Origin of the sequence: Streptomyces sp. NBC_00080 (assembly GCF_045041255.1) — a bacterium.
GTDB classification, from domain to species: domain Bacteria; phylum Actinomycetota; class Actinomycetes; order Streptomycetales; family Streptomycetaceae; genus Streptomyces; species Streptomyces coriariae.
Map to the genome: position 1 here is coordinate 2,516,718 of NZ_CP108235.1, position 24,147 is coordinate 2,540,864.

The window sequence follows — 24,147 nt, forward strand, 5'->3', positions numbered from 1 at the left end:
CCCGAGGATCCGGTACGGCCCCGCTGGCTGCGACGACTCCGGCGATCGTCGCGGAGTGCGACAGCGGCGGAGGCGACGTGTGTGGCGAGCCGACGTGCCGACGCGTCTGGAGGTCGCCGAGCGCCGCGCCGGGTGCGGGCGCTCGACGCCCGAGGACCGCTCAGACTCCGGGAACCCCCGCCCCTTCCATGATCCCGCTGACCTCGGTGCCCGGTGGGGTCAGCAGGAAGACGTTCCGGTCGACCCGGTGCATGCCGCTGGCCAGGCCGAAGACGACTCCGGTGGAGAAGTCCAGGACACGCTTGGCGGTGTCGGTCTCCGCGCCCGTCAGGTCGAGCAGCACCGGGATGCCCGCCATCAGCGTCTCGGCGACCTCGCGGGCGTCCGCGAAGACGTTGACCCGCAGCACGACGAAACGGCGCCGGGTCTCCGTCTCCGCGTCGGGGAGCGAGCGGTGGCTCACCGCCGACGGCCACGCGTCCCGGCCCCGCAGCGGAACAACCTGAGCGAGCCCTTCCCACTGTTCATCGGTGACGTCGTAACGGTTCACCGGCACCCCCCGAACTGACTCGCCTTCAATGCCTGCACCAGCCATTCTTACGCCAAGTCACCCGTTCAGCCCAACAGCGACACGGTCCGCCACCGCCTCCGGTGCCGCGCAACGGCTTCCCACCGTGTCCGCACCGGAATCCTCAGGTCCTGGCGCGGGGCCGGGCGCAACCCGCTCACCAGCCCCGATAACGTTGCGAAACGGCTTGCTCGGCAGAAACGGCGCTGGTAACACCCGCAGAGAGCGAGAACCTGCGGCGCCCACCGGACAGCAGCGGGCGGCTCGCGGTATGGGCACGCGAGCATTCTGGCAGCGGCGGCGCGCCGGCCCTGCCGGTGCTGCCGGCCCCGCTGTTCGTGCGGCACTTGGTCCGACGGTTACCGATCCGCCCCGGTCGGTCCTCTTCGTGGCGATGCGACCCCATGGCTGCTACAGCCTGTTGATGACGCCGCTGCGGGTGGCCGCCACGGTCACCGCGCTCCCGCCGGAGTGCATCGCGCCCGCGCCCGGCTGTCGCGCCCCGGCCGGACGGCCGCCGGGAGCGCACCGGAGGCCGATCCGACCGGCCCCGCCGGGTCCACCTTGCGGCCACCCTCTGCGAACTCCGGTCACCCGCAAGGCAGTTCGCTTTTCCGTGCAAACCCAACTCTGCGGAAAAGAGTTGACGCCACGTCAGAAATGTCTTCGGCGATAGCTCAGGCGATCGTGCGCGTGAAGCGGAGCGTGGTGGTGATCGTCGTCAGGCCGCCCATCATGCCGAGCTGGTTCAGGGTGATCCCGAACTCGTTCCGGTCCACGGTGAATGTGGCGTCCAGGGTGACCGCGTCGGCGTCCGCCTGACTCAGGCGGGCGGTGAAGTTCTGCGGTCGGCTGACGCCGTGCACCGTCAGCCGGCCGGACACCTTCACGGCCCCGTCGGCGCCGAGTTCGGCGGCGCGCACCACGAAGGTGATCTCGGGGTACTTCTCGACGTCGAAGAAGTCCGCACTGCGCAGGTGTGCGTCCCGCTTGGCGTTCTTCGTGTCGATGGAGGCCGCGTCCAGGACCAGGGTGCCGGTGACGGTTCCGTCGGCGGCCACCTCACCCCCGCCACCGGTGATGGCGAAGACACCTCTGGCGGCAACCAGGCCCCACATCGCCTTGTGCTTCAGGGCGACGGTGGAGGCGCCCGTGTCGAGCTGCCACAGTCCGGTTTCCACGGCGACGGTCATGGTCGTTCTCCTTGATAGTCCAAATTTGGATGAAGCTGGGACGACCCACGCTAGCCGGTAATCCAAATCTGAACAACATGGTCGTGCAAATTTGGACCACAGATACACTCGTAGCTATGGCAGACCCCGCTGAGCACCCCACCGACCTGCCCTCATGCCCGTCCGCTCAGGGCGACGGCCTACTGCCGGCCGAACTGCGCGGCTGGATGCTCCTGCTGGCCGCGACCGGGGCGGTGGAACAGCGGCTGCGCTCGGTGGTCAAGGAGCGGCTCGACGTATCGCACGACGAGTTCCTGGTCCTGTGCCTGCTGGCGGAGCAGCCTCGGGAAGGCCTCCGCATGACCCGCATCGCGGAGCTGCTGGGGCGACCCAAGACACGGCTGACCTATCAGATCGCCTGTCTTCAGCACGCCGGCCTCGTGACCCGCAAGTCGGTCTGCGGCGACAAGCGCGGCGTGGAGGTGGCCCTCACCGACAAGGCCCGGCGCATGCTCCGGGAGGCGTCCGGCGCATTGGCCCAGACGGTGACGGGGGCGCTGGCCCATGTCATGGGCCCCGAGCAGTGCGCCGCGATGAGCGGGCTGATACCGAAGACCGCCACGGCTACAGCCACGACTTCGGAGCCGACGCCAGAGCCGGAGCCTCAGCCGGAGCCTCAGCCGGAGCACTCCACCGTCTCCGACTGACGTCCGGACGCTGGACGCCGGACGCCGCGCGCCCCACCGGCGGGGTTCCGAGGAACACCACGGCAGGGCGAGGCGAGCGGGCAACGGGGCAACGGGGCGGATCGTCCTACCGGGAAGCGTCGGAGTATGCCTCCGCGGACGCGGCCTCCTTCGGCCCCTCCGGCTCCTCCGCCCCCTCCGTGTCCACTGAGGCCTTACGGCCGGGCATGACCGCGAAAACGATCATCGTGCCGGCGGCCATGATGATCCCGCCGACCAGGCTGGTCTGGGCGACACCGTGCGCGAAGGCCTCGTGCACCGCCTCGACCAGGGCCTGCGCCTGCTGCGCCCCGCCTGCGGGGTCCTTCGCGACCTGCTCGGCAACCGCCAGGCCACCGCCCACCGAGTCCTTGGCGGTCTCCAGCGCGGTGGCCGGGAGGTTGCCGCCGACCAGGTCGGTCAGCTCGTCGCGGTACGCGGTGCCGAGGAGCGAGCCGAGGATCGCGATGCCGAGCGAACCGCCCAGCTCCAGCGCGGTGTCGTTGGCGCCGCCGCCGACACCCAGCTCACTCTCCGGGAACGACCCCATGATCGTGTCGGTGGCCGGGGACACGCTCAGGCCGATCGCGAAGCCCAGCATCATCATCGGCGCGAGGAAGTCCGCGTACGTCGAGCCCGTGTCGACCCTGGTGAGCAGGAAGACGCCCGCCGTGCCGATCACCATGCCGGACACGACCATCGCCCGCACGCCCAGCTTCGGGGTCAGCCGCCCGGTCACCGCGGCGCCGACGAAGACTGCACCGGCCAGCGGCAGCAGTCGTACACCGGTCTCCAGCGCGTCGTAGTCCAGCACGAACTGGAGGAACTGGGTGGAGTAGTAGATCGCGCCGAAGGTACCGAAGAAGAAGAACAGCACCGCCAGCATCGAACCGCTGAAGGGCCGCAGCCGGAACTTGCGGACGTCCAGCATCGGATGCGGATGACGAAGCTCCCAGGCCACGAACCCCACCAGAGCGGCCCCGGCGACCACGGCAGCGGCGATCGGGCCGGTGCCCCAGCCGAAGTGCGGGCCCTCGATGGTCGCGTACACCAGCGAGCCGACGGAGACGATCGACAGCAGTCCACCGACGTAGTCGATCCGACCCATGCCCGCCGCCTTGGACGGCGGGACCAGCGCGAGCGCGCCGACGACGGCGACGACCGCGATGGGGACGTTGATCAGGAAGGTCGAGCCCCACGCATGGTCCCGGAGCAGCCAGCCCGCGACCAGCGGCCCGACGGCGATGGCCAGCCCCGAGGTGGCCGTCCACGCCGTGATGGCCTTGGCCCGCTCACGCCGCGGGAAGATCGCGACCAGCAGCGACAGCGTGGCGGGCATGACGACCGCGGCACCGACACCCATGATCGCGCGGGCCGTGATGACCAGCTCGGTCTGGTCCACCAGGCTGCCCATCACCGAACCGCCCGCGAAGACCAACAGCCCGGTGACCAGGGCGCCACGACGGCTGTACTTGTCGCCGATCGACCCCAGCACGAGCATCAGCGCCGCGTACGGGACGGTGTAGCCGTCGATGACCCACTGGAGGTCACTGCTGCTCAGGCCCAGGTCCGTGGTCATGTCCGGCGCGGCCACGATCAGCGAGGTGTTCGCCATGACCACGATCAACAGGCTCAGGCAGAGCACGATCAGCGCCGACCAGCGCTTGGCGTACGGCCCGGTCATCTTCTCGACGGGTGTGTCGACGGGGAAGGGCATGGGGGGCTCCTATGAGGACGAGTTAATTGCCCGTTGATGTGCAGACTAGTTTATTGCCCACCGGTGTGCAAATATTCCGCTGACCCACTGCTCCGACCCACGAGCGACGAGCCCTGATCCCCGAGGAGGCGAAGTGACCGGCGCGAAGCGCAGCGCCTGGCGGGACCGAACCGTGGCTCCGACACCCGGATCGCCGGCCTCGCCGCGACCGCCGGGGCCGCCGGGGCCACGAGTGCCCCGGCCCGCTCCGTCCTCACCTTGTGCACGGTGAACGACCGCTCTCGCACGGTCATCGGGCTCGTTCATCGGGCTCGTTCATCGTGTTCGTTCACTGGGCCCACCCATCGGGCTGTCCCAGGGCGACGGGCCGGGCCGGATCAGCGCGGACATCCTGCTGCCTCTCGGCGGAGGGCGGGTCACGGTGGCCACGACCGTCTCGGCGGCATCCGGCAACCGGATCGCGTTCGACGACTTCCAGATCGAGGGCGGCGCGCTGCCCGCGGCCGGGGAAGCGGTGCTCGACCAGGTCTTCGAGCAGCCGATCCGGCTGCGGAACATCCCCGACGGCCTGAACCTGCGCTCCGTGACCACCACCGCCACCGGCCTCGACGCCCGGTTCACGGGAAGGTCGGTCACCTTCCGACCGGACGAAGCACCGTCGGACCAGGACCTGTGAGCGCAGAACGGAGAGGCGGGGGAACCGGGAACCGAGGAACCGGGAACCGAGGAACCGGGGACTGAGGAACCGGGGACTGAGGATCTGGGGAACTATGGCGATCCGGAGACCTCAGGCCCCCGGCTCAGCACCCCCGGCCGCTGCCGCCGCCGCCGACACGACCTCGCCGACCACGGCCCGCGCCCGCTCCTCCGGCACCCCCGCCGCGACGAGCGTCACGACGGCCGTCCGGGTGCCGTCGTCCTCCAGCGCCCCGGTGTTGACCTCCTCCAGCAGCGCGACCTGCATCGCCTCGAGCCCCGCGCTCAGCACGGCGGGCGGCAGCTGCGTGTGGAAGACACCGTCGCGCTGCCCGCGCGCCAGGATGGCGGTGACTTCGTCGCGGGCGGGGGCGAGGATCTCTGCGACGCGCTCGTCGCCCAGATCACGCCGGGCCAGCGCCAGGAGCAACCGGTAACGGTCACCCACCGGCCAGATCGTGTGCACGAAGTGCGCGAGCGCCCGCTCGGCCGGCTCCTGCGGCGCCGTCGCGACCGCCAGCGCGCCGCGCAACGCCTCGGACGCCTCCTCCGCGAGCGCCTCCAACAGCGCCGCCCGCCCGGGGAAGTGGCCGAAGAGCGTACGCCGTACGACACCGGAGGCCCGCGCGATCTCCTCCAGGGTGACGTCCGGGTTCCGGCCGAGCTCCTGCCGGGCCGTGGCCAGAATGCGCGCCCGGTTGGACCGCGAATTACGCCGCTGCGGCTCGCGGGCCACGGAGTGGGTCACGGGAAACCTCAGGTGGTTCGGTGCGGACGAACGGACGACGGGCGCCCATTGTGGCCGATCTTCGCCGCGGGGGCGACTCGGGTGCGACCCGGGCTTGACGTGGGTACGACCCGGCTGCGCCGGGAAACGAGGGCCGCGCATCACCGAGCGCAGCGCCGGCCCCGTGCCGCCGACACCCCCGTCAGACCGAGGCGGCCGGTTCCCCGTGGCCCTGCCACGGCCGGGCCAGCGCGACGAGGGCGAGTCCCGCCCCCGCGGCGGCGACCAGCATGATGACGGCCATCGGCAGGGAGCTGTCCTCCCCGAACAGCCCCACCAGCGGCGAGGCGAGCGCTCCGAAGAGGAACTGGAGGCCGCCCAGCAGCGCGGACGCCGCTCCCGGTGCCATCCGACCCACCGCCTGTCCGATGCTCATGCCGCCCGGGAAGACCAGCCCGATGCCGCTCGCGGTCACGAACAGCGTGACCCACGTGCCCACGAGGCTCTCGCCCACGGACAGGACCAGCAGAACCTGCGCCAGCGCGCCCACCAGCACCACGCCGACACCGGCAGCGAGCAGGGTGTTCAGCCGCACGCCCCGTCCGGCGAGCCGGGAGAACACCGCGCCGGCGAGCAGCATGCCGACCGCGTTGGTGGCGAAGATGAGGGAGTACGTCGTCGAGGAGACGCCGTGGAGGTTCTCGAAAACGAAGCTGGAACCGCTGATATTGGTGAACAGGGCCGCCGCGACGAAGGCGACGACCAGGACGTATCCCATGAACGCCCGGCGGCCGAGCAGCGTTCCCATGGCACGGAACGTGTTCACGAACCCGCCGCTCCGACGCCGCTCGGGCGGCAGGGACTCCGGCACCCGGCGCACCACGGCGAACAGCAGCAGTCCGCCCAGCACGGCCAGCACGGCGAACACCGCACGCCAGGTGGACACGCTCAGGACCACCCCGCCGAGCACCGGCGCGGCGATCGCGAAGTGGCGCGGCAGTTCGGCGCCGTGGAAGCGGTCGGTGAGTACGGCCCGGGCCAGCACCATGCCCGCCGCGCCGGCCACGCCCTGGAGGAAGCGGGCGCCGGTCAGCAGACCGACGTTGGGGGCGACGGCGCACACCAGGGAGAAGGCCGCGCACCATCCGGGCCTCGACACCTCTCCCATGGAAGTGGTCGGCCTGCTCAAGCGCGCCACCGGCCTGCTGGACCGTGCCGTCGAACCCCTCTACGCGGGCGCCCCGCTCACCGCCCCCGAGGTCGACACGCTCATCCCCCTGCGCCACGCCACCGAGCCGGTCATCGCCCGCAGCCTCGCCGAACGCCTCGGCCTCTCCCGCGCGGGCGTCAGCAGGACGCTCGCCAAACTGGAGAAGCGCGGCTTCATCACCCGCACCCCCAACCCCGCCGACCGCCGCGCCGCCCTGCTCACCATCACCGAGTCGGGCGCCAAGGCCGTCGACGACCTCTTCCCCCGCCAACTCGCGGCGGAGGTAGACCTGTTGTCAGGTCTGGGAGACGACCGGGACTGGGTCCTCAGGGCGTTGGGCCGGCTGGTGGAGACGATGGAGGGGCGGGGCCGCCACGGCTGAACCCGGGTCCGGCCCGAGTGGTTGGCCGGGCCGGGCTGACGGGGGAGGACGGAGGTCCGGCGGGATCCCGTGCCCGGGGGGAGTCTGTCGGACGGGCGGGGCTCACCAGAACCGCCCGCTTCCTCGCGCGCGTCCTGCTCTACGGTGCCATCAGTCACCTACGACCGGGGAGGAACCGTGCAGCAGCCGAAGGCGGCTCTCGCCGAACGCATCGCCGAGCGGAGAGGCGGAGGCGACGACCCGCGTGCTCTGATCGGCGAGATGCGACGCTCGGTCCTCCTCGTGCCGATGGCCGACGGAGGTCTGTGGTCGGTGCGTTCGGGCGGGGTGCGGTGGATCTGCGGGTTCACCGACGAGGCCGCACTGGCCCGGTTCGCCCTGCGTCACGCGCGGGGTGACCAGCCCATGGACTACGCGGCGCTGCTGGGCGCGCGCATCGTCGACGAGCTCGTGCCCGCCCTGGGCGAGCCCGCTGGTCTCGCCGTCGACATCGCCACCGAGGACGGTTCGATGTTCTTCCCGCCGGTCGTCGGCATCGTGCCGGACGCGGTCGCCGTGGACGCCGGTGCGGCGGGAGAGGGGTCGCGGTCATGAGCGGTGACGGACCGGACCTGCGGCTCGACAAGGCGTCCGTCGTCAAGTTCACCCAGGGGGTGGGCGCGACCATCGACCAGCTCGGTGAACTCGGCGGCGCCACCGGGTCGGTGATGGGAAAGGGTTTCTCGGAGCTGGCGATGACCGGGATGGAGGCCGGGCACCACGGCCTCGCGGTCGACTTCGAGGACTTCTGCGAACGTTGGGAGTGGGGCGTGCGCGCCCTGGTGCACGACGCAAGTGCGCTCGCGAACCGCCTCGGTCTGGCGGCGGGCACCCAGTGGGAGCACGACCAGTACGTCGCGGCGACGCTCAAGGTGGGCGCCAATTCCCTGTTCGGCGGGAACCCGCACGCCAGTGAGGAGGAGATCGCCCAGCAGAACTGGGGCGACATCTTCACGCCGGACTACCTGGACCCGGACTGGAGCGCCGAGTCGTTCGACAAGGCCGGTCAGGACATGGAGCAGACCTGGAAGGACACCGGCCGCACCGTTCTCACCGAGGGCCACGGCGGCCAGCAGTCGCAGGTGCTCAACGACGCTCTCGGCATCTCCGACGACCAGTGGAACCAGGCGCTGGACGACACCTTCGGCCCGTCGCCGGAGGAGCGCGCCCAGCAGGAGCAGCAGCAGGGCGAGTCCGGGGGGAACTGACGGTGGGCATCGGCGACTTCATCAGCGACATCACGCCCGACTCGGTCGAGGACGCGGTTGAGGACGGCGTCGAGTGGGTGGGCAACCGGGTCGAGGACGCGGGCAACTGGACCGCCGACCGGTTGGAGGACGTCGGGTGGGAGTCCGGCGCGGACTGGGTGCGCGAACAGTCCCGTTCGGTCGCCAACCGGATGGGCGCCGAGGTCGACGAGATGGACCTCGGGCAGACCGAGGACAAGACCAAGCTGATCTACGGCAGCCCGAGCGAGATCACCTCCACCGCCACGAAGCTCCGCGCCTTCCAGTCGGCCTTCGACAACGCCGGCGACGGGCTCAAGGGCCTCGACTCGTCCCGGCTCAAGGGTGAGACGGCCGAGGCGCTGCGCACCGCGGTGAGCACCCAGCCGCCCAAGTGGTACACCGCCGCCGACGCCTGCGCGAAGGCGGTCGGTGCGCTGGACGCGTTCGCCGGCACCGTCACCTGGGCGCAGGGGCAGGCGCAGACGGCGATCGACAGGTGGAAGGAGGGCGTCAAGGCCTCCGAGGACGCCGCCGACGCCCACCGCAAGAAGGTCGACGACTACAACGCCGCCGTCGATCGCTACAACGCCCAGCCCGCGGAAAAGCGCGACCCGGCCTCGCTGCCGCCGAAGCCCGCGGCGACGTTCGACGATCCCGGCAAGAAGCTGATGCAGGACGCTCAGGACCTCCTCGCCGAGGCCCGCAAGCAGCGCAACTCGGCGGCGGAGACCGCGCGCACGGCGGTCCGCGCCGCCCGCGACATGGCTCCGCAGAAGCCTTCCTACGCCGAGCAGTTGGGCGACGGGATGCAGGAGCTGCAGCTCATGGGCGACCATGTCGGCGGCGGCGTCATCAAGGGCACGGCGGGGCTGCTCAACTTCGTCCGCAGTGTCAACCCCATGGACCCGTACAACATCACGCACCCGGCCGAGTACGCCACGTCCCTCAACAGCCTGGCCGCCGGTCTGGTGGTGGCCGCCAACGATCCGGTCGGCACCGGCAAGCAGATGGTCGGCGACTTCATGAAGGACCCGGCGGAGGGCTTCGGCCGGCTGCTGCCCGACGTCGCGCTGACCGTGGCCACCGGGGGCGGCGGTGCCGCGGTGAAGGGCGTGCGGATCGCCGAGGAGGCCGCCGACGCCGCGCGGCTGCGCCGCCTGATCGACGACGCCCCGGACGGCACCCACCGCCGTCCGGACGGCGAGCGCACCACCGACGGCACCGACCCGGTGGACCTCGCCTCGGGCCGGATGTTCCTGCCCCAGACCGACCTCGAGATCCCCGGCATCCTCCCGCTGCTCTTCACCCGCCGCACCGAGTCCGGCACCGCGACCGGCCGCTTCCTGGGGCCGGCGTGGACTTCCACCGTCGACGAGCGTCTGGAGATCGACGCGATCGGCGTCGTCCACGTCACCGCCGACGGGCTGCTCGTCCCGTACCCGCACCCGGTCCCCGGCGCGCCCACCACACCGGAATCGAGCCGGGCCCGAACGCTTCTCACCCGGGAAACCGACGGCGACTACACGGTCACCGACCCCGACACCGGTCTGACCCGTCGCTTCACCGCCCCGCCCGGCACCGAGCCGGGCGACGACGGCACGGCCTGGCTGTCGACCGTCGCCGAACGCAACGGCCGCACGAGCACCGTCGACCGCGGCGAGGACGGCCTGCCACTGGCCCTCGTCCACTCGGCGGGCCCCCGGGTGAACCTGTCCGTCACCGACGGCCTGGTCACCGCGCTGTCCCTGGCCGGCGCGGGCGAGAGCGGCGCGGACCTGGCGCTGACGAGCTACGGCTATCAGGACGGCAATCTCACCACCGTCACCAAACCCTCCGGCGCCACCACCACCTTCGTCTACGACGACCGCCGCCGGGTCATCGCCTGGATCGACTCCAACGGAAGCCGGTACGACTACGTCTACGACGATCGCGACCGGGTCATCGCCGAAGGCGGCGAAGCCGGCCACATCCAGATCACCCTCGCCTATTCCGAACCCGAAGCCGGAACCGGCCACCGCACCACGACCCTCACCACCGCCGAGGGTCACACCACTCGCCATCTCATCGGCCCCGGTTGTCGCGTGCTGGCCACCACGGACCCGCTCGGCCACCTCAACACCTTCACCTACGACGCCCGCGGGAACCTCCTCACCCGCACCGACCCACTGGGCCGCACCACCGCCCACACCTACGACGAGCACGACCGCCTGGTCGCCGTGCTCCGGCCGGACGGCAGCCGACTCACCATGAAACCCGGGCCGTTCGGGAGGTACACGGAACTCCACGGCCCGGACGGCAGCCGCTGGCTCCAAAGCTTCGACGAGCGCGGCAATCGCGTGACGGTCACCGATCCGGCCGGCCACACCACCCGGTACGCCTACGACGCTCGCGGATGCCCGACGTCGATCACCGACGCGCTGGGAACCGTCACCACGGTCCGCTGCGACGCCATGGGCCTGCCCGTACAGGTCGTCGGCCCGGCCGGCGGGACCACCCACGTTCAGCGCGACGCCCTCGGACGTGCCGGCCGCGTCACCGACCCCACAGGTGGCGTCACTTGTCTCGAGTGGGACACGGACGGCAATCTGATCCGCCGGGAGGCTCCGGACGGCGCCACCGAGTCGTGGACCTACGACGGCGAGGGCAACCGCCTCACCCACACCGACCCGATCGGCGGGGTGTCCCGCTTCGAGTACACCCACTTCGACCTGGTGGCGGCCCGCACCCAACCGAACGGGGCCCGGTACGAGTTCGGGTACGACGCCGCGCTGCGGCTCGTCCAGGTCACCGATCCGCAGGGCGCACGCTGGGCCTACGAGTACGACGCGGCCGGTCGGATGGTCTCGGAGACCGACTTCGACGGCCGAACGCTCGGCTACCGTCTCGACTCCGCCGGACAACTCGTCTCCCGGACCGACTCGCTCGGCCACGTCATCTCCTTCGAACGGGACGAACTCGGCCGGGTGATCCGGAAGGACGCCGACGGCCGGATCACCGACTACGGCTACGACCGGGCCGGACGGCTGCTCCAGGCGTCCGGCCCGGACAGCGAACTCCTCTACGTGTACGACCGCCGGGGACGGGTCAAGTCCGAGCTCGTCGACGGCCGCGCCATGAGCTACGCGTACAACGCCGTGGGCCGCCGCACCCGCCGTGTCACTCCCACCGGCCACGTGACCACCTACGCGTACGACGCCGGTGGCCGTCCCGAGCGCCTGACCACCGGGGGGTCCCCGGTCGTCTTCGCCCACGATGTCGCGGGCCGTGAAACGGCTCGTGTCTTCGGAGACTTCGCCGACGCGCTCACCGTCACCTCGGCCTGGGACGAGGCCGGGCGGCTCTCCGCCAGCCACCTGACCGTCGACGGCCGTACGGTCAACAGCCGTACCTACTCCTACCGCCCGGACGGCCACCTCAGCTCGGTCGGCGACTTCCTGTCGGGCACCCGCACCTTCGACCTGGACACGGTCGGCCACGTCACCGCCGTCCACGCGCGGGGTTGGACCGAGCGGTACGCCTACGACGCCGGCGGCAACCTGACCGAGGCGTCCTGGCCCGCCGCCCACCCCGGCAACGAGGCCACCGGCCCGCGGACCTACGCCGGCACGGCGATCACCCGCGCCGGAGCCGTCCGCTTCGAGCACGACGCCCTCGGCCGCATCACCCTGCGGCAGAAGACCCGTCTGTCCCGCAAACCCGACACCTGGCGCTACGAATGGGACGCCGAGAACCGGCTCACCTCGGTGGTCACCCCGGACGGAACCCGTTGGCGCTACCGCTACGACCCCCTGGGCCGCCGCATCGCCAAGCAGCGGCTGGCGGACGACGAGAGCGTGGTGGAGGAGACCCGGTTCGCCTGGGACGGCATGACCCTCTGCGAACAGACCCTTCACCAGCCGGATCTCCCGAACGCCGTCGCCCTCACCTGGGACCACCGGTCCGGCGTTCCCCTCTCGCAGACCGAGCGCATCCTCACGGCGGATGCCCATCAGGACGAGGTGGACCGGCGTTTCTTCGCCATCGCCACCGACCTCGTCGGCACCCCCACCGAGTTGATCGGCCAGGACGGCGACATCGCCTGGCGCACCCGCGCCACCCTCTGGGGCACCACCGCCTGGAGCAGTTCCAGCACGGCCTACACCCCGCTCCGCTTCCCCGGTCAGTACTACGACCCGGAAACCGGCCTGCACTACAACCTGTTCCGGCACTACGACCCCGAGACCGCGCGCTACCTCACTCCGGACCCCCTCGGGCTCGCGCCCGCCCCCAACCCCGTCACCTACGTCCACAACCCTCACACCTGGTCCGACCCCCTCGGACTCAGCCCGTATCCGCGTGGTGAGAAGGGCAACCCGTTCGAGAACCGTGCGGACGCGGAGAAGGCCGCGTTCGAGCTCGCCGGTGTGCGTTACGGCGAAGAACCCATCGCCGAGTGGGTGGTCACCGGGGACAAGCAACTGAAGCACATGCCGGGTTACATCTATTCGCCCGATCCGGCACACTGGGGAAATTTCCGGCAATTCGAGACGGACAGTGGCTCGCGTGTGGTCGTCGAGCACACCAATGATCCGGCAGGCCCACACTTCCATGCCGGCAAGCCGAAGATCGACGACACCCGGAGCCTGGTCAACTTCGGCTGGGACAACGCACGGGTGCAGCGTCCCGACGGCAGCCTCGGCTATCCGGAGTCCATGGAGAGATACGGCAAGATAAACAAATCGGGTGGCGACCATCACCTGTTCTACGGAGGCGGCTGAATGTCCTGGGGACCGATGAAAGGCCAGGGATCATGACGGACCGGCAGGCACCGCAGTGGCTGGACGCCCTCGGGCGCTGCGGGCTCGAGGTGACGGGAGAAGCCGCCCCTGACGGCCCACCCGTGAACGCCGCCATCCATGCGGTCAGCGGATTCGAGGTGGAACCGGTCGCCACAGTCCCCGCCGCCGCCCCCGGCGCCGCCGACGAACTGGACGAGGCATGGCACCGCCATGCCTCGCAAGCCTCGCTCTACGGGGAGAACGGGGAGTTCCTCATCCTCCCGCCCGTACCCGGCGGGAGCGCGATCGGCTGGGTGCGGGTAAAAGACCCGGTGGGCAAGAACCTCCCGTCACGCATCTCCGGAGTGACGGGTTCACCCGAGTTCGTGGCCGTTTCGGTCGACGGCCACCACCTGTGTGCCGCCTCGGTCGAAGAATCCGACTACTGGGTGGTGGTCCACGAGTTCTGAGGTCCTCGAAACCCCGGCCGGGGCGAGTCGACCGACGGCACGGCCGGGAGACTCGGACAACGCGCGGTCAGCTGGGACGGGAACGCCTTGGCGTTCGCAGATCCGGATGATCCGGTGGGCGCGGGCCGCGGTCAGGTCGTGGCTGGAAGAGTCGTTCCGAACGCTGACGGTGCTGTCCTGTGCAGCGGCTGCCCGGAGCCCGGCCCCGCGCGACTGGCAGGTTCCTGGCACGCCTTGAGGAGACGGCTCCACGGCCCGTACTACCGCTCGGGGTGCGCCGCGAGGAGGAGATGAGCCACGCCTTCATCGACGGCGTCGAACGATCCGTCGGGGCGGATTCCTGTATGCCCGTGGACAACCACGATCAGATCACGAGCCGCTGCACGTCCATCAAGCCGCGCTCTCCCGTGCGGTGTTCCGCCGGCAGGATGTACGTGCGCAGACCGCAGGCAGCCGCGCCACCGTCGCGGGCCGGGTTGTCGCCGACCATCAGGGTGGCGCGGGGGTCCGCGCCGAGATCGGCGCAGGCTTTGAGGAACAGCTGCGGGTCGGGCTTTTCCCGGCCCTGCTCGTAGGAGATCACGCAGGTGTCGATCAAGGCGTCCAGCCCGTGATGGACGAGGTGGGTGCGCAGGTCCCAGGCGAAGTCGCTGACGACACCGATACGCAGTCCGCGCCGGCGCAGGGCACGCAGGACCGGTTCGGTGTCGGGATACGGAACCCAGGCGTCCGGGGCCGTGAGCTCCCGGTAGGCCGTCTCCGCCGCGCCGCGCAGGAAGTCCACCTGCTCCCACCACCCCCACATGGCGCGGCGGTGCTGTGCGGAAGAGAGATCACGGCCTTCCTGGAGGGCTGCGACGGAGGGCAGCCGGAAGGCGGCGCGCAACTGGTCGGAGATCTCGGCCACTGCGCCGGGCTCGTCGAGCACGGCGAGGCGGCCGGCGGCGGAGCCGACCCGGCGCAGCCACGTCTCCAGGTCGATCATCTGGAAGAGGGTGTTGCTGAAGTCGAACAGGACGGCCTGGACCGGGGGCACCGGCACGGCCATCTCGGCGTCGCTGGGGCGGTAGGCGCTCGGTGTTTCGAAAAGGGTGCGGATCACGAGGAAGGCTCTTCGGGTTCGACCGTCTCGACGTGGACTCCGAGGTCGCGTATGGCCGCGAGTTCCGTGTCGGGGGTTCCGGTGTCGGTGATGACGGTGTGGTAGTCGGCCGCGGTGCCGTACGCGTACGTGGCGGTTTTGCCGAACTTCGAGTGGTCCACCAGGAGCAGCGCCTGTTCGGCTGAGCCGAGCATGGCCAGCTTCACCTCGACGTAGTCGTTCAGGGGGTGGAAGAGGCGCCCTTCCAGGACAGCGGTGGCGGACAGCAGCGCGAGGTCGGCCCGGATCCGGGACAGGGTCCGGGTGACGGTGGGGCCGGTGCAGGAGTTGAAGTCGCCGCGGTAGTGGCCGCCCAGCAGGGTGACGTTCACTCCGGGGGCGGCGGACCCGAGGCTCTGTGCGAGGCCGACGGAGTTGGTGACGACGTGCAGCTGATCCACCTCGGCCAGGGCCGGCACCAGGGGGAACAGGGTGGTCGAGTCCTCCATGAGCACCGTGCTGCCCGGCCTGATCCGGCCGGCGACTGCCGCACACAGCGCGTTCTTGGCCGCGAGGGCGCTGTTCTCGCGGAAGCGGGTGGCCGTCTCCATGGTGAGGGCGGGGAACGCGACGGCCCGCCCGCGCTCCTTGCGCAGCAGATGACGCCCGGTGAGGTCGTCGAGGTCCCGGTGCATGGTCATCAGGCTGACGTCGAAGTGCCGGGCGAGGTCGTCGATGCGGGTCTCGCCGTGTTCGGCGACATACCGCAGCACGGCCTGACGCCGCTCCTCGACGGCCGCCTGTGACAGTCGCGTACGGGCGGTCACGGCGCCCCTCCTTCCCGGTCGCTCCGGTATCGCAGTTTCCCACACGGGCCGGTGCGGGTCGGGGCCCGTCCGGCTCGCGGCCCCGGGGCCACCCGTGCGGCGGCCGCTCCGTACGAACTGCGTGTCCATGTCCGCGTCCCCGTGCGTGGCCGTGGGCTACGGTCCGTCCACCGTCACCAGTACCTTGACCTGCTCGGGGTCGACGGATGCGGCGAAAGCCTTGGCGGCGTCCTGGAGCGGGTAGGTGGCGGTGACGATCTCGGCGGTGTCGATGGCGCCGGACGAGATCAGGGACATGGCGGTGCGGTAGTCGTCGCCGGTGTACATCAGGGTGCCCTCGATGCGGATTTCGCGGTCCTGGATCAGGTCGAGGCGGACCGGGGTGGTGCCGGCGGCGCCGACGCCGACGACGATGATCGTGCCGCCCTTGGTGACCAGGTCGGTGGCCTGGGCGATGGACTGTTCGCGCGCCACGCAGTCGAAGACCACGTCGGCCGGTCCACCGAGTTCCGCGTGGGCCTGGTCGGCGAGGTCGGGGGCGTCGGCGGGCAGGGCCGTGTCGGCTCCGAGACGCAGGGCGCGGTCCCGCTTGCCCGGCAGCAGGTCGGTGACGGCGATCTTCGCGGCGCCGGCGTGCCGGGCGGCGGCGAGGACGAGCAGCCCGATGGGCCCGGCGCCGAGCACGACGACCGTGCGTCCGGTGAGGTCCCCGGCCTTCGCCACAGCGTGGACGGGGGTGGCCAGCGGCTCGACGAGGGCGGCCTCGAGGTCGGTCATGCTGCCGGGAACGCGGTGGACGCGGTCGGCCGCGATGGTGAACAGGTCGGCCATGGCGCCGGGCGTCTGGCAGCCGAAGACCTTCAGTTCCTGGCAGATGTTGTAGCGGCCGGAGAAGCACTGGGGGCAGCGGCCGCAGTACAGGTTGGGCTCGATGATCACCCGGTCGCCGGGCGCGAAGTCCTCGGCGCCCTTCCCGGCCGCGACGACGACACCGACCGCCTCGTGCCCGGGGCGGTAGGGCAGGTCGATGAAGGGGTGATGGCCGGCCGCCGCATGGGTGTCGGAGCCGCACACACCGACGACGGTGGTGCGCACCAGGAGTTCATCGTCCCCGGGGACGGGGGCGGGCACCTGCTCGATGGTGATGTCGTCGAGGGAGCGGACGAGAACGCGGCGGATCTGCTCGGTCATGGGGGGATTCCGTTCGGTTCGGGCGTTCACGCGGTGGCGAGGCCGGGCTGGATCTGGATCTTGCGGCCGAGGCCCGCCTGGAAGCGGGCGACCGCGTCCGGGAACGCCGCCAGCGGGAGGCGGTCACTGATGAAGACGCGCGGGTCGATGACACCGGTGGCGAAGAGGTCCGCGGCGCGTTCGAAGCTGTGCAGCACGGCCATGGAGCCGGTGATCGTGATCTCCTGGTGGTAGATCCTGTACGGCTCGATGGTGGCCCTGGCGGCATGGTCGGCGACCCCGAACTGCAGGTACGCACCGCCCTTGCCCACCCGACCGAGGGCGTCCTGGATGGCTTTCGCGTTGCCGGTGGCGTCGACGACCAGATCCCATCCGTAGGGCGGCCGGTCAAGCTCGTCGGCGGACACGGCACCGGCGGAGCACCCCAACTGCCATGCCGTGGCCAGGCGTTCGGCGTTGATGTCGATGACGTCGACACTCGCGGCGCCGGTGGCCTTGGCAAGCTGGAGCATCATCAGGCCCATGGTTCCGGCGCCGTAGACGAGCACGCGGGAGGCGAGTCGGCTGCGCAGGACGTCGTAGCCGCGCACCGCGCAGGACAGCGGCTCGATCAGGGCCGCGTCCCGGACGTCCACGTGGTCGGGCAGTCGTACGCAGTTGGCGACGGGCGCCACGGCGTACTCGGCGGCGGCGCCCGGGTGGGTGACGCCGATGGCGGCCCAGCGTTCGCAGAGGTTGTTGCGGCCGACGCGGCAGTAGTGGCACTCGAAGCAGTACAGCGACGGGTCGACGGCGACCTGGTCGCCGAGCGCGAGGTCGGTGACCTCGCTGCCGAGGGCCACGACCTCCCCGGCGAACTCGTGGCCGGGGATGATGGGCAGCTTCGGGGCGAACTCCCCCTGGAGGATGTGCAGATCTGTGCCGCACAGCCCGGTGGCCGCGACCTCGACGACGACCTCGCGGGGGCCGGGAGCGGGGTCCTCCACGGTGGCGAGTTCTACGCTGCCGGGCTGCGTGATGACGGCTGCCTTCACTTGACGGCTCCCAGGGAGAGGCCGCGGACCAGTTTGTCCTGGGCGGCGAAACCGGCGATGAGGACCGGCAGCGACACCAGGGTGGCCGCCGCGCACAGCCGGGCCAGGAACAGGCCCTCGTTGGTGATGAAGCCGACCAGGAACACCGGCGCGGTGGACGCCTGCGTGGCGGTGAGGTTCACGGCGAACATGAACTCGTTCCAGCTGAAGATGAAGCAGATCAGCGAGGTGGCGGCGAGTCCGGGCATGGCGACCGGCGCGACGACCCGCCACAGCACGGTGAGCAGGCCGGCGCCGTCGACCTCGGCCGCCTCCAGGATCTCCTTGGGGACCTCGGCGAGGAAGGAGCGCATCATCCATACCGCGATCGGCAGGTTCATGGCGGTGTAGAGGATGACCAGCGTCCATACGTTGTCCAGCATCCCGGCGTCCTTGACGATCAGGTACACCGGCAGGAGGGCGGCGATGGCGGGGAGGAACTTGGTGGACAGGAAGAAGAACATCACGTCGGTCCACTTCTCGACCGGCTTGATGGACAGCGCGTAGGCCGCCGGCACCGCCAGGGCGAGGACCAGGATCGTGGAAAGGATGCTGGCCATCGCCGAGTTGAGGAGGAAGGGGGTGATGTCCCGGCTGAACAGGAGTTTGTACTGGTCGAAGGTGACGGCGGCGAAGGGGGTGGGCGGGTTGGTGGCCGCGTCGGCCTCCTGGTGGAAGGAGGTGAGCACCATCCACGCCACGGGCGCGAAGAACGCCAGCGTGGCGAGCCAGGCGACGAACGTCCACAGCGGCGACAGCTTGGGCGCACCGCCGTGGTCGTCCTTACGGCCAAGGAGTTTCTTGAACCTCGCCCCGGGCGCGGCGGCTGCTGCACGGGTCATCGGGAAACCTCCTCGCGGAACAGCGACGCGATGGTGCGCAGCGCGAAGGTCGCGATGACGAACGCGCCGAGGACGACGACGACACCGGCGGCGGCTGCCTCGCCGTACTCGTACTTGCGGAACATGGTCAGGTAGATCTCGTAGGGCAGGTTGGTGGTCTGGGAGCCGGGGCCGCCCTGGGTGATGGTGAAGACCGCGTCGAAGGTCTGCACGACGTAGATCGTGCCGAGCAGGACGCCCAGTTCGATGTACTGGCGCAGGTGCGGCAGCGTGATGTGGCGGAAGGTCTGCAGTGCGGAGGCGCCGTCCATGCGAGCCGCCTCCAGGACGTCGCCGGGCTGCGCCTGGAGGCCGGCCAGGAGGATCAGCATCATGAACGGGGTCCACTGCCAGACCAGCGACACCACGACGGCGGGCATCGGGTAGGAGGAGATCCAGTCGACCGTGGGGCCGTTGTCCGCGCCGAACAACCGGTAGACGGCGTTGAGGGTTCCGTTGAGCAGTCCGTAGTCGGGGTTGTAGATGGCGTGCTTCCACAACAGCGCCGCCGCGACCGGCATGACCAGGAACGGGGCGATGAGCAGGGTGCGCGCCAGCCCGCGGCCGGCGAACCGGCGGTCGAGCAGCATGGCCAGGCCGAGTCCGAGGATCACGCTGATGATCACCACCGACGCGGTGAGCACGACGGTGTTGAGCACGGCTGTGCGCAGCCGCTCGTCGGTGAAGACGAACGAGAAGTTGGACAGACCGACGAAGTGCCTCTCGCCCGGCTTGAGGATGTTCCACTGGAAGGTGGAGATGATCAGCGTGGCCACGAAGGGCAGCTGCGTGACGACGATGGTGAAGACCAGCGCGGGAAGCAGCGGGATGCGGCGCTTCCACTTGGCCGCCGCGCCCGAGGACTTCCGGGTACGGACGGGTGGGGGCGCTGCCTCGGGGGGTGCGGTGAGCGTGGTCATGAATGGTTCCTCCGCCCGTGAAGGCCGGGATCGCGGGGAGCGGCGCCCGGCCGGCGCTGAGGCCGGCCGGGCGCTGAAGGTCACTTCTGGTAGGTCTTGGCGACGTCCTCGGCCAGCTTCTGGCCGTCGTCGAGCGCCTTGTCCACGCTGGTCTTTCCGGCGATGGCGGCGGAGATCTCCTGGGTGACCTTGGTGCCCAGGTCCTGGAACTCGGGGATGGCCACGTACTGGATGCCCACGGTCGGCCGGGGCTGGACGCCCGGGTCGGCCGGGTCGGCGCCCTCGATCGACTTCAGGGTGATGTCACCGAAGGAGGCGGCGGCCTTCTCGTACTGAGGGATCTCGTACGTGCTGGCCCGCTTGCCGGCCGGGACACGTGCCCAGCCGAGCTTCTCGCCGACGAGGTTCTCGTACTTCTTGCTGGAGGCCCACAGCATGAACTTCGAGGCGGCGTCGGCGTTCTTCGTGGTCTTGGGCATGGCCCACGACCAGGCCCACAGCCAGCCGCTGCTGTCCGTCCTGACGGTCGGGGCGTAGGCGTAGCCGACGTTGCCGGCGATCTTGCTGGAGGCGGGGTCCTCCAGCGATCCGGCCGCGCTGGTCGCGTCGTACCACATGGCGACCTTCTTCTGGCTCAGCGCGTTCAGGCACTCGGTGAACCCGGCTTGCGGGGCGCCGGCCTCACCGTGCTCGCGGACCAGGTCGACGTAGAACTTCGTGGCCTCCTTGAAGCCGCCGCTGTTGACCTGGGCCTTCCAGTCCTTGGTGAACCAGGTGCCGCCGAAGGTGTTGACCATGGACGTCAGCGGCGCACCCAGCTCACCCCAGCCGGCCAGACCACGCAGGCAGATGCCCTTCATCCCCGGCTCGGCGCCGTCGACCTTGGCCGCGATGTCGGCGATCTGCTGCCAGGTCGGGTGCTCGGGCACCGTGACGCCCTTGGCCTTCATGACGTCCTTGTTGTACATGAGCATCGAAGACTCGCCGTAGAACGGCAGGGCGTAGAGCTTGCCGTCCGAGCCGGTGAGCGACTGGACCATCGGCTTGAGCAGGTCGGCCTTGTCGAAGGTCTGGTCCTTGTCGGCGTAGGAGCCCAGGTCGTGCAGCCAGCCGTTCTTCTCCCAGATGGGCACCTCGTAGGCGCCGATGGTGGCGACGTCGTACTGGCCGGCCTGGGTGGCGATGTCCTGGGTGACCTTGTCGCGCAGCTCGTTCTCGGGAAGGACCGTGAAGTTGACCTTGATCCCGGTGTCCTTGGTGAAGTTGTCCTTGGTCAGCTTCGCGATGTCCTCCATCTGCGGGTTGCCGACCATCAGGACGTTGATGCTCTTCCCGCCACCCGAGGCCCCGCCGGCTCCGGCTCCGGAACAGGCGGTGGCGAGCAGGGCGGTGGCGGCGGCGCCGGCTATGAGGGCGTATCTGGTCGATGCCATGTGACGGGGGACCTCTCGTGCAGGTTCGCCGGGACCTCGACTGAGGCACGGCTGGTCGAGCAGGGGTGTGGCTGCGTCCTTGGGGAGTCGGGCGCGTTTCGATGGCCGAATTATTAGCAGGAGACTGGGCCGTTGTTAACACATCTTGCGAGAAAAACTCTTCAGACTTATCGTCAAGCAGTCTCTTAGGGCTTCGGTAGTCCACCGAACAGTCCAGCTCTCCAGCCCAGCCCAAGCCCTCGACCTTGCCGCCGCCGTCCCCGAGGAACACACATGAGCGCCAGACCGGAACCCTCAGACCAGCCTGCCGTCGTCGTCGCCGGAGACGCGCTGGTGGACCTCACCCCCGCCCGCACGGCCGATGGTGCCGCGGCCTTCCAGCCGCGCCCGGGCGGCTCCTGCCTCAACGTCGCCGCCGGTCTCGGCCGACTCCGAGTCCCCACGGCACTGCTCGCTCGCATCTCCGACGACCACTTCGGCGATCTCCTGCGCGCGCACCTCGCGGCATCCGGCACCCGGCTCACCCACGCGCTGCCCGCGTCCGACCCCACCACTCTCGCCGCCGTGCATCTGCGCGAGGACGGGTCGGCCGCCTACTCCTTCCACGCCAACGGCACCGCCGACCGCGGCCTGCGTCCTGAACACCTCGCTGCTCTCCCTGACGGCGGCGCGCTGTCCGCGGGGACGGCCCTGCACCTCGGGTCGCTGGGGCTGCTGCTCGAACCCATGGCCTCCACGCTCGACGGACTGATTCGCCGGGAGGCGGGCCGGCGGCTGGTGTCCCTCGACCCGAACGTGCGGCCGGGCCTGATCACCGACCGCGCCGCCTATCTCCGGCGGATCGCCGAGTGGGTGGCGCTCGCCGACGTGGTGAAGGCGAGCGACGAGGACCTGGCCTGGCTCCACCCCGGTGAGTCGTACGAGGCGGTGGCCGAACGGTGGCTCGCGTCCGGGGCGGGACTCGTCCTGATCACGTTCGGCTCGCGGGGCGCCTGGGCCGTCGGCCGCGACGCCGACGTGCGTGTGCCCGCTCCGGCGGTCGAGGTCGTCGACACGGTCGGAGCGGGCGACGCCTTCACCGCCGGAGTGCTCGCCCATCTGCACCACACCGGCCGGCTCAGCCGCGAAGGCGTCGACGCCCTCGGGGCCGGTGACCTCGCCCGGCTGCTGTCCTACGCCGTGGAGATCGCTGCTGACACCTGCACCCGCGCGGGCGCGCAGCCGCCGTACCGCCACGACGGTGTGCCGACCCCCGGGTAGCAGCAGTGGTCGTGCCTGAATGCCTGTCGATCCCTCATGTCGCCGGCCTGTCCGGCACTCACTCCGGAGCCTCGGGCACGTCCAGACGAGCCCAGACCGGTCCGAGAGCCTCCAACGCCTCCCGGTACACCGCATAAGCCTCGTCGAGTACGGCGACCCGGTCGGGGCGGGGTTCGTGGCGTCTGAGTACGGCGGGGGTGGCGCGCGGGTCCGTCATGTCGTCGAGCAGTCCGACGGCGATGGCGGCGAGGAGAGCCGCTCCCCGGGCGGCGCTCTCCGCCACGTCGCTCACCACGACCGGCCGCCGTAGGGCGTCGGCGAACATCTGGCTCCATACCGCGCTGTGTGCGGCGCCGCCGGTCAGCCGGGCCGCCGCCCCGGTGACCGGCAGTTTCGAGCAGAGCGCGTCGACGTGCCAGCGGTGGTTGAGGACCACGCCTTCCATCAGGGCCCGCAGCAGGTGGCCGCGGCCGTGCCAGCCGCGCAGTCCGAGGAACGTCCCGGACGCGGGATGCGGGTGCGGGGAGCCGTAGACGAACGGGTGGAACAACACCTCCGACGGACCGTCCAGGCATGCCTCGACCTCTCGGCCGATCGCCTCGTGGACGCCGTACCGCTGGTCGGCCGGTGCGCCCGTGACCCGCAGGAACCACTCCAGGTTCGCCACCGACGCGGGTGAGGTGGACATGGTCATCCACTGCCCCGGCCGGACGAAGTGCCGGACCTGCCACCGCGGATCGACTACCGGACGCTCGCTGACCACCTGGTTGATGCTGAACGACCCGGCGATCAGGCACAGCTCTCCCGGCGTCGTGCCGCCGATCCCGAGCGCGGCGGCATCGACGTCATGGGCGCCCGTGACCACGGGCGTGCCGGCGATGAGCCCGGTGAGCGCCGCGGCCTCGTGGGTGACGGTTCCGCTCACCGCGTCGCAGGCCAGCACGGGCGGCAGCAGGCGGGCGAGCGTGCCGAGGCCGTACAGGTCGAGCAGCTCCGGCGAGTAGCCTCCCCGCCGCATGTCGGTGAACGAGGCACTGGCGTCCGTCGGATCGGTGTCCACCGCACCCGTCAGTCTCAGGCGCAGCCAGTCCTTGCAGGACAACAGCCAACGGGCCTGCGCAAGCGCTCCCGGCTCGTGGCGGGCGAGCCAGGCCAGCAGGGCGGCCGGGGAACCAGCGAACGGCACAGTGCCCGACAACTCCAGGGTGCGCGACCAGACGGGGGTGCCCCGCCACTCCTCCAGCACCGGTTCGGCGCGCGTGTCCATCGCCACGATCCCGGCGCGCACCGGCCGGCCGAGCTCGTCGACGGCGTACAGGCCGTCGCCGTGCCCGGCCAGTCCCACCGCGGCGACGGCTCGCCCCGCGTCCGGTCCCACCTCGGCGAGACAGGCGGCGATGGCCTGAAACGCCGTCTGCCACACCTCGTCCATGTCGCGCTCGACCCAATGGGGTCGGGGGGTTTCCAGGGGCACTGTGCCGCTGCCCCGCGCCACCGCTCGGCCGGTGGCGTCGAACAGCACGGCCTTGGTCACGGTATGGCCCGCGTCGACACCGAGCACCAGATCACGCGTCACAGCTCACACCCGCCCCGGACCACAGGCAGTGTCCGTCGCGGCGCACCGGCCGGTCCCCGCGAGTCCGGCGACGAGCCGCGCCGAACGCGGCGTCGTGGTCGCGCCGGAGCCCTTTGGCTGCCGCTCGGTCAACGCCGCGCCCCGGTCGGAAACGGGCCGCACACCTCTGCCAGAGCGTCGATGTACCCGGCAGAGATCCATCGATCACCGATG

The 24,147-nt window shown here is 70.6% G+C and carries 21 protein-coding genes and 1 pseudogene; 8 read left to right on the forward strand and 14 right to left on the reverse strand.

Annotated elements, in window-relative coordinates; genetic code table 11:
* Nucleotides 1–160: 160 nt before the first annotated feature.
* Both OHU34_RS10985 and OHU34_RS10990 read right to left on the reverse strand, forming a co-directional pair.
* Complete coding sequence (locus OHU34_RS10985; RefSeq protein ID WP_028806047.1) at nucleotides 161–550, reverse strand: cell division protein SepF; 390 nt, start codon at nucleotides 548–550, stop codon at nucleotides 161–163.
* A gap of 695 nt (nucleotides 551–1,245) precedes the next feature.
* The gene (locus OHU34_RS10990) at nucleotides 1,246–1,761 is read right to left on the reverse strand and encodes a YceI family protein (protein WP_142266585.1); all 516 of its coding nucleotides are present in this window, start codon (nucleotides 1,759–1,761) and stop codon (nucleotides 1,246–1,248) included.
* Between the two features lie 116 nt (nucleotides 1,762–1,877).
* On the opposite strand from OHU34_RS10990, the gene OHU34_RS10995 reads away from it, so the two are divergent.
* The gene (locus OHU34_RS10995) at nucleotides 1,878–2,447 is read left to right on the forward strand and encodes a MarR family winged helix-turn-helix transcriptional regulator (protein ID WP_230194412.1); all 570 of its coding nucleotides are present in this window, start codon (nucleotides 1,878–1,880) and stop codon (nucleotides 2,445–2,447) included.
* Nucleotides 2,448–2,553: 106 nt separating this feature from the next.
* Here OHU34_RS10995 and OHU34_RS11000 read toward each other — a convergent pair whose 3' ends face one another.
* Nucleotides 2,554–4,182 (reverse strand): MFS transporter, encoded by a 1,629-nt coding sequence (locus OHU34_RS11000; RefSeq protein ID WP_230194413.1) that lies wholly within the window; start codon nucleotides 4,180–4,182, stop codon nucleotides 2,554–2,556.
* 421 nt (nucleotides 4,183–4,603) lie between these two features.
* Between OHU34_RS11000 and OHU34_RS11005 the strand changes: the two genes are divergently transcribed.
* Nucleotides 4,604–4,858, forward strand: a complete 255-nt coding sequence (locus OHU34_RS11005; protein ID WP_405766092.1) for a hypothetical protein — start codon at nucleotides 4,604–4,606, stop codon at nucleotides 4,856–4,858.
* A gap of 111 nt (nucleotides 4,859–4,969) precedes the next feature.
* Here OHU34_RS11005 and OHU34_RS11010 read toward each other — a convergent pair whose 3' ends face one another.
* Nucleotides 4,970–5,626 carry a TetR/AcrR family transcriptional regulator gene (locus OHU34_RS11010; protein ID WP_142266580.1) on the reverse strand — a complete coding sequence of 219 codons (657 nt, stop codon included), beginning with the start codon at nucleotides 5,624–5,626 and terminating at the stop codon, nucleotides 4,970–4,972.
* A gap of 181 nt (nucleotides 5,627–5,807) precedes the next feature.
* Complete coding sequence (locus OHU34_RS11015; protein ID WP_405766095.1) at nucleotides 5,808–6,764, reverse strand: MFS transporter; 957 nt, start codon at nucleotides 6,762–6,764, stop codon at nucleotides 5,808–5,810.
* A 7-nt stretch (nucleotides 6,765–6,771) separates the two neighbouring features.
* Here OHU34_RS11015 and OHU34_RS11020 point away from each other — a divergent pair, with 7 nt between their 5' ends.
* From OHU34_RS11020 to OHU34_RS11040, 5 genes are all read left to right on the forward strand, one after another.
* A complete protein-coding gene (locus OHU34_RS11020) occupies nucleotides 6,772–7,197 on the forward strand; it encodes a MarR family winged helix-turn-helix transcriptional regulator (protein ID WP_235034574.1) in 426 nt (141 codons plus the stop codon).
* Between the two features lie 177 nt (nucleotides 7,198–7,374).
* Nucleotides 7,375–7,791, forward strand: coding sequence for a hypothetical protein (locus OHU34_RS11025; protein WP_230194416.1), 417 nt, complete (start codon nucleotides 7,375–7,377; stop codon nucleotides 7,789–7,791).
* On the forward strand, nucleotides 7,788–8,444 hold the full coding sequence (locus OHU34_RS11030) for a hypothetical protein (RefSeq protein WP_142266578.1): 657 nt from the start codon (nucleotides 7,788–7,790) through the stop codon (nucleotides 8,442–8,444). The genes OHU34_RS11025 and OHU34_RS11030 overlap by 4 nt, the downstream gene beginning before the upstream one ends.
* A 2-nt stretch (nucleotides 8,445–8,446) precedes the next feature.
* Nucleotides 8,447–13,222: a putative T7SS-secreted protein gene (locus OHU34_RS11035; protein ID WP_405766100.1), complete on the forward strand. Its 4,776-nt coding sequence runs from the start codon at nucleotides 8,447–8,449 to the stop codon at nucleotides 13,220–13,222.
* Nucleotides 13,223–13,254: 32 nt separating this feature from the next.
* Nucleotides 13,255–13,692 (forward strand): hypothetical protein, encoded by a 438-nt coding sequence (locus OHU34_RS11040; protein ID WP_142266576.1) that lies wholly within the window; start codon nucleotides 13,255–13,257, stop codon nucleotides 13,690–13,692.
* A 60-nt stretch (nucleotides 13,693–13,752) separates the two neighbouring features.
* Here OHU34_RS11040 and OHU34_RS11045 read toward each other — a convergent pair.
* From OHU34_RS11045 to OHU34_RS11080, 8 genes and pseudogenes are all read right to left on the reverse strand, one after another.
* Nucleotides 13,753–13,836 (reverse strand): annotated as a pseudogene (locus OHU34_RS11045) (IS5/IS1182 family transposase); the annotation flags it as partial.
* A gap of 220 nt (nucleotides 13,837–14,056) precedes the next feature.
* Nucleotides 14,057–14,794 (reverse strand): HAD family hydrolase, encoded by a 738-nt coding sequence (locus tag OHU34_RS11050; RefSeq protein WP_142266575.1) that lies wholly within the window; start codon nucleotides 14,792–14,794, stop codon nucleotides 14,057–14,059.
* Nucleotides 14,791–15,600: a DeoR/GlpR family DNA-binding transcription regulator gene (locus OHU34_RS11055; protein ID WP_230194419.1), complete on the reverse strand. Its 810-nt coding sequence runs from the start codon at nucleotides 15,598–15,600 to the stop codon at nucleotides 14,791–14,793. Before OHU34_RS11055 ends, OHU34_RS11050 begins: the two co-directional genes overlap by 4 nt.
* A gap of 156 nt (nucleotides 15,601–15,756) precedes the next feature.
* Nucleotides 15,757–16,791: a zinc-binding dehydrogenase gene (locus tag OHU34_RS11060; protein ID WP_405766104.1), complete on the reverse strand. Its 1,035-nt coding sequence runs from the start codon at nucleotides 16,789–16,791 to the stop codon at nucleotides 15,757–15,759.
* Nucleotides 16,792–16,817: 26 nt separating this feature from the next.
* The gene (locus OHU34_RS11065) at nucleotides 16,818–17,825 is read right to left on the reverse strand and encodes a zinc-dependent alcohol dehydrogenase family protein (protein ID WP_405766106.1); all 1,008 of its coding nucleotides are present in this window, start codon (nucleotides 17,823–17,825) and stop codon (nucleotides 16,818–16,820) included.
* Complete coding sequence (locus OHU34_RS11070; RefSeq protein WP_142266571.1) at nucleotides 17,822–18,706, reverse strand: carbohydrate ABC transporter permease; 885 nt, start codon at nucleotides 18,704–18,706, stop codon at nucleotides 17,822–17,824. Before OHU34_RS11070 ends, OHU34_RS11065 begins: the two co-directional genes overlap by 4 nt.
* On the reverse strand, nucleotides 18,703–19,665 hold the full coding sequence (locus OHU34_RS11075; protein ID WP_142266570.1) for a carbohydrate ABC transporter permease: 963 nt from the start codon (nucleotides 19,663–19,665) through the stop codon (nucleotides 18,703–18,705). The genes OHU34_RS11070 and OHU34_RS11075 overlap by 4 nt, the downstream gene beginning before the upstream one ends.
* A gap of 80 nt (nucleotides 19,666–19,745) precedes the next feature.
* On the reverse strand, nucleotides 19,746–21,098 hold the full coding sequence (locus OHU34_RS11080) for a sugar ABC transporter substrate-binding protein (RefSeq protein ID WP_142266569.1): 1,353 nt from the start codon (nucleotides 21,096–21,098) through the stop codon (nucleotides 19,746–19,748).
* Between the two features lie 273 nt (nucleotides 21,099–21,371).
* Here OHU34_RS11080 and OHU34_RS11085 point away from each other — a divergent pair, with 273 nt between their 5' ends.
* Nucleotides 21,372–22,358, forward strand: coding sequence for a carbohydrate kinase (locus OHU34_RS11085; protein ID WP_142266568.1), 987 nt, complete (start codon nucleotides 21,372–21,374; stop codon nucleotides 22,356–22,358).
* A 58-nt stretch (nucleotides 22,359–22,416) separates the two neighbouring features.
* Here OHU34_RS11085 and OHU34_RS11090 read toward each other — a convergent pair whose 3' ends face one another.
* On the reverse strand, nucleotides 22,417–23,934 hold the full coding sequence (locus tag OHU34_RS11090) for an FGGY-family carbohydrate kinase (protein WP_405766109.1): 1,518 nt from the start codon (nucleotides 23,932–23,934) through the stop codon (nucleotides 22,417–22,419).
* Between the last annotated feature and the right edge of the window lie 213 nt (nucleotides 23,935–24,147).

Excerpts from the sequence above, each read along its gene's own strand:
- OHU34_RS10990 (WP_142266585.1), bottom strand. The coding sequence starts at position 1,761 with ATGACCGTCGCCGTGGAAACCGGACTGTGGCAGCTCGACACGGGCGCC.
- OHU34_RS10995 (WP_230194412.1), top strand. The coding sequence starts at position 1,878 with ATGGCAGACCCCGCTGAGCACCCCACCGACCTGCCCTCATGCCCGTCC.
- OHU34_RS11000 (WP_230194413.1), bottom strand. The coding sequence starts at position 4,182 with ATGCCCTTCCCCGTCGACACACCCGTCGAGAAGATGACCGGGCCGTAC.
- OHU34_RS11020 (WP_235034574.1), top strand. The coding sequence starts at position 6,772 with ATGGAAGTGGTCGGCCTGCTCAAGCGCGCCACCGGCCTGCTGGACCGT.
- OHU34_RS11030 (WP_142266578.1), top strand. The coding sequence starts at position 7,788 with ATGAGCGGTGACGGACCGGACCTGCGGCTCGACAAGGCGTCCGTCGTC.
- OHU34_RS11040 (WP_142266576.1), top strand. The coding sequence starts at position 13,255 with ATGACGGACCGGCAGGCACCGCAGTGGCTGGACGCCCTCGGGCGCTGC.
- OHU34_RS11060 (WP_405766104.1), bottom strand. The coding sequence starts at position 16,791 with ATGACCGAGCAGATCCGCCGCGTTCTCGTCCGCTCCCTCGACGACATC.
- OHU34_RS11070 (WP_142266571.1), bottom strand. The coding sequence starts at position 18,706 with ATGACCCGTGCAGCAGCCGCCGCGCCCGGGGCGAGGTTCAAGAAACTC.
- OHU34_RS11075 (WP_142266570.1), bottom strand. The coding sequence starts at position 19,665 with ATGACCACGCTCACCGCACCCCCCGAGGCAGCGCCCCCACCCGTCCGT.
- OHU34_RS11080 (WP_142266569.1), bottom strand. The coding sequence starts at position 21,098 with ATGGCATCGACCAGATACGCCCTCATAGCCGGCGCCGCCGCCACCGCC.
- OHU34_RS11085 (WP_142266568.1), top strand. The coding sequence starts at position 21,372 with ATGAGCGCCAGACCGGAACCCTCAGACCAGCCTGCCGTCGTCGTCGCC.